The organism is Spirillospora sp. NPDC049652 (assembly GCF_040675125.1).
In the GTDB taxonomy this organism is placed as follows: Bacteria; Actinomycetota; Actinomycetes; order Streptosporangiales; family Streptosporangiaceae; genus Spirillospora.
This window is the reverse complement of record NZ_JBFAOF010000618.1, coordinates 1-4,398: the sequence shown is the minus strand read 5'-3', so window position 1 is coordinate 4,398 and position 4,398 is coordinate 1. Positions and strand designations below refer to the sequence as shown.

General features: G+C 74.4%; 5 protein-coding genes and 1 pseudogene. 2 read left to right on the top strand and 4 right to left on the bottom strand.

The features are described 5' to 3' along the window. Positions 1–137: pseudogene (locus AB0J52_RS29200) on the top strand (nucleotidyltransferase family protein); the annotation flags it as partial. On the opposite strand, the gene AB0J52_RS29195 reads toward AB0J52_RS29200, so the two are convergent. Beyond that, positions 134–643, bottom strand: coding sequence for a hypothetical protein (locus AB0J52_RS29195; RefSeq protein ID WP_500185739.1), 510 nt, complete (start codon positions 641–643; stop codon positions 134–136). The pseudogene AB0J52_RS29200 and the gene AB0J52_RS29195 overlap by 4 nt on opposite strands. Then, positions 640–1,536, bottom strand: a complete 897-nt coding sequence (locus AB0J52_RS29190) for an arginase family protein (RefSeq protein ID WP_500185738.1) — start codon at positions 1,534–1,536, stop codon at positions 640–642. The genes AB0J52_RS29195 and AB0J52_RS29190 overlap by 4 nt, the downstream gene beginning before the upstream one ends. 93 nt (positions 1,537–1,629) lie before the next feature. Between AB0J52_RS29190 and AB0J52_RS29185 the strand changes: the two genes are divergently transcribed. Next, entirely contained in the window at positions 1,630–2,271 is a 642-nt protein-coding gene (locus tag AB0J52_RS29185; RefSeq protein ID WP_500185736.1) for a CGNR zinc finger domain-containing protein, read from the top strand. 76 nt (positions 2,272–2,347) lie between these two features. Here AB0J52_RS29185 and AB0J52_RS29180 read toward each other — a convergent pair whose 3' ends face one another. Together AB0J52_RS29180 and AB0J52_RS29175 are read right to left on the bottom strand one after the other, a co-directional pair. Further along, the gene (locus AB0J52_RS29180) at positions 2,348–3,574 is read right to left on the bottom strand and encodes a DUF6986 family protein (protein WP_500185733.1); all 1,227 of its coding nucleotides are present in this window, start codon (positions 3,572–3,574) and stop codon (positions 2,348–2,350) included. Next, on the bottom strand, positions 3,571–4,398 hold an 828-nt coding region (locus AB0J52_RS29175), incomplete at its 5' end, for an aldose 1-epimerase family protein (RefSeq protein ID WP_500185731.1). The genes AB0J52_RS29180 and AB0J52_RS29175, both read right to left, overlap by 4 nt.

Genomic DNA, 4,398 nt, shown 5'->3' with positions numbered 1-4,398 from the left:
GTGACGTCGGCGCGCGCCCGTTCCTGCGCGCCAACCCCGGTCTGGTCACGGCCGTCCCCTGCGACGACGTGGCGTCCCCGGACGACATCGACACCCCCGACGACCTCGCCGCGTACACCGTCCGCGATGACGCCTAGCCGCCGAGGCGGTGGGCGTGGACCTCCTGGTCGAGGCGCCAGGTCCGGCCGCCGTCGGTGGAGCGTTCGTTGCGCCAATGGAAGGCGCCGGGCGTGATGTCGGCGAAGGTCCAGCGGACGAGGGCGCCGGGCGCGGCGCGTTCCATGACGATCTCGTCGCCGATCTCGCGGGCGTACATGTGCAGGACATCGCCGCGCGTGCCGTGGAAGGTGAAGCGCCACAGTTGCAGGCGCGCGTCCCAGATGCGCACGCACAGGCCGATCTCCTGGTCGGGCGCGCGGCCTTCGGGCGGGAGGCCGGCGCGTCCTGGCCACTGCCAGACGTCCAGGACGGCGCGGCCTTCGAGGGCGTAGCCGAACTCCCATTCGCCGTCGACCCGGCGGGGCGGGGAACCGTCGGCCGGGTAGTAGGTGATTTCCGTCCGCCAGTGTCCGGCGAGGCGTCCGAACTGGCGCATCTCGGTCGCGTACAGGTCGGCGGGACCGTCGGCGAGCAGCGTCTTCACGCGTGTGCCTCCACCGTGGCGAGCGGGGACAGGGCGGAAGCGAGGCGGTCGACGACGGTCTCGGCGTCGCGGACGCCGTCGGGGTCGTGGACGGCGAGGTCCAGCCCGATCACGCGGCCTGCGCCGACCAGGGACGAGAGGAGGTCGGCGAGCTGGGTGAAGTCCGGCGGCCCGGGACGTCCCGGTGTGTCAACGGGGGGCGGGACGCGTCCGTCGAGGACGTCCAGGCCGACGTGGAGCCAGACGCGGTCCAGGCCGCGTCGGTCCAGGTGGGCGATGACCTGTTCGTGCAGGCCGGCGATGCCGGTGCTCTGGATCCGCCGGGCGGTGAAGCGGGTGAACGGGAGGTCCGCGTTCTCCTGCCGGTCGCCGATCTGGACGACGTCCTCGTCGACGACCAGGGGACGGCCCACGTGCGGCCAGTGGGTGAGCAGGAGTTCGCCTCGGCCGGTGGCCAGGGCGAGGGCCATTCCGGCGGCGTCGCCGAGGGCGGGGCCGCCCGGGGTACGGCGGAAGCCGTCGTGGCCGTCGAGGTGGACGAGGCCGCAGCGTCCGTCGTGGCGGGCCCCGAGCAGGCATCCCAGCAGGACGCTGCGGTCGCCGCCCAGGACGACCGGGAACCGCGACGCGGCGAGTGCCGCCTGGACCGCGTCGGCCAGCCGGAGGGTGTGCTCGCGGAGCGTCACCCCGTTGCGGACGCGGGTGGCGGGCTGGGCGTCGAAGTCGTAGGGCGGACGGTCGAGCTCCACCAGCCGGGCCGGACGCAGGCGCGCGTCCAGGCCGGCGTCCAGCAGCGCCCGCGGGACGCGCCAGGCGTCCGGTTCCCGTCCCGGCCCGCGCGGACGCAGTCCCAGGTTCCACGGGGCCGCGATCAGCTCCACGGCAGTGGTCAAGGCCCTCTCCTCCCTGCTCACAATCGTTCCAACCGGATAACATCAGTACACTGGTTGGAATGATTCCGGCAAGCCGAGGAGAGGCGGTCACGGGTGGACGCGGTCGTCCGGACGCACACCTTCACGTCCCGGGACCTGGTCGGGGGCCATGCCGTCCTCGACCTGGTGAACACGGTCACGGCGCGCAACGCCGAACCGGTCGACCGCCTCGACGGCCACCCGCGGCTTCTTCAATGGGCGGCGCTCAGCGGGGAGTTCGCCCCCGCCGACCTGGACGAATTGCGGTGCCTGGCCGAGGCCGATCCCGGCGCCGCAGCGGAATCCCTCGAACGCACCCGCGAGCTGCGCGAGGCGTTGCACGACCTCCTCACGGCGCTGATCCGTCAGGACGCGCCGGTTCCTGAGGAGGCGGCGGGCCGCGTGGAGGAACACTGGAAGCGCGCGGCCGCCGCCGCCCGCCTCACCGTTCACGAGAACGGGGTGCGCGTCGCGGTCGGCGTCGAGACGTCCGGGCTGGAGTACCTGAACCACGAGCTGGTCCTCCGGGCCGCCGACCTGTTCCGGGATCCCCCGCTCGAACGCACCCGCGTCTGCCCTGGTCAGCGGTGCGGCTGGGTGTTCATCGACAGCTCCCGCGGCGGCCGTCGCCGCTGGTGCGACATGGCGACCTGCGGGAACGCCGCCAAGGGCCGAACCCACTACCAGCGGAAACGGCGATCCGCGAGTGACGGGTAGCCGTCTCGGCCCGGCGGGCCCGGTGCGGTGCCGGACCGCCAGCGAGGTGCCCGACCGCTAGCGAGGTGCCGGACCGCTAGGGCCTCGGGGGCAGGACGGACGGGTCGACGGCGCCGCAGTCCACGGCCCGCTGGAGGAGGGCCGTGAGGGACCGGATGGTCGCGGGCTCGTCGATGACGCCGCTCGGCCCGCCCGCGGCGGACCGCTCGTGCCAGGCGCGGACGCGGGCGACGGTCGCGTCGTCCACACCCTCCAGGTAGAAGCGGTAGACGGCGGCGTAGCGGCTCGGCAGGTGCGCGGGGTGCAGGTCCCAGCCCTGGTAGAAGCCGTTCGACAGGGAGTGCCGGACGTGCCCGGAGTGCTCGGTCCAGACGCCGTGGACCTCCTCGGAGGTGTCGTCGCGCGGGACGAGGTTGGTCGAGCCGTCCGCCAGGCGGATGCCGGTTCCGGCGAGCGTCACCTGCATGACGTGGCGGGCGAAGTCGCACGCGGCGTGGTCGAGGCGCTGCTCGTTCGGCGGCAGGTCGCAGGCGGCGGTGTAGTCGTACACGCCGAAGTGCGCGGCGGTCATCCGGCCGCGCGCGGCGGCGGCGATGCCGCGCAGCCCGATCCGGCCCTCGTGGTCGATGACCGCCTCGGTGGTCTCGACCTGCGTCTCGAACCGCAGGATGCCGCCGGGCAGGCCGAGCGCGCCCTCCAGCCGCTCCAGGTAGTCGGTGAAGACCGTGACGTGCTCGGCCATCACCACCTTGGGGAAGGTGATGGTGAACCCGCCGGGGAGCCGCCCGAGCCGGTCGCGCAGCGCGGTGAGGAAGCCGTCCAGCGTGCGCATCGACCGCTCGTGGCCGCCGTCGGCGAACGACTTGACCCGCAGCCCCCAGTAGTGCGGCAGGGCGCGCGCCTCGTAGGCCGCGGCGACCGACTCCACGGCCTGGGCGACGTGCGCGTCCTCCTCGGCGTCCGGGCGGACGCCGTAGCCGTCCTCGAAGTCGATCCGCAGGTCCTCGACGGGCTCGCTCGCGAGCTTGGCGGCGACCCGCTCGCGGACGGCGCCGGCGAGCGCCGGGGCGAGGCCGAACACCGAGCCGAACGTGCCCGCGCCGGGCGCGTGGGCGTCCAGCAGGCGCAGCGCCTCCGCGCCGAACTCGGCGGCGGTGCCGGGGGAGAAGCGGTCGGCCGGGACGTAGACGGTGTGCACCGGCTGCCGGCCCTCGGCGGGGCCGGGGAAGGTCGCGGCGTGCGCCTCGCGGATCGCGGCGACGCGGGCGGACAGGTCGTCGATCGAGGGGACGCTGAGGTTCACGACGCCATGATCCCCCATGAACCGCCCGTCTGGGCGCCCGGCGCGAGAACGGTCAGATCGGTGCCGGTCGCGAACGCGTTCGGCGGGGCCGTCATCGGCTCGGCGGCGAGGCCGAGGCGGCGCTGCCCGGCCGGGATCGTGTCGGCGGTGAACACCTCCATCCACGGGTGCGCCTCGTCCGCCCAGAGCGCGACCCCGCGGCCACCTCCGGTCAGGCGCGTCCAGGCGCGGCCGTCCCCGTCGCGGGCGAGGCCGGTGTAGGCGTTGTCGATCCGCCGGCCCTTGAGGGGGACGCCGCCGCGCAGGTCGCGGTCGGTGCCGTCCACCGGGACGGTTTCGGCCGCCGGGATCATCCGCTCGCCGGCCGGGAGGTAGCGGTCGGCGTCCAGCGTGACCTCGCACTCGTCGATCGGGACGCCGACGGTCAGGTACGGGTGGGCGCCGTGCGCGTACGGCGCGGGACGCGTGCCGGTGTTCTCGGCGCTGAGCCGGACGGTCAGGCCGGTCTCGGCGTCCAGGACGTACTCGGCCTTGAGGGCCAGCCGGAACGGGTAGCCCTGCGCGCCCGGAAGGTCGAGCGTGAGGGTGACGCGGTCGCCCGCCCGCTCGGTCGCCGTCCACGCCGACCAGCGGGCCAGGCCGTGGATGGCGTTCCCGAGCTTCGGCTCGGTGAGCGCCAGCTGGTAGGAGACGCCGTCGAAGGTGTAGCGGCCCTGGTCCACGCGGTTGGGGAACGGGACGAGCAACTGGCCGAAGGCGGCCGGGGCGAGCGTGTCGGCGTCGTGGGTCAGCACCAGGTCGAGCCCGTCGCGGGTGAGGGCGCG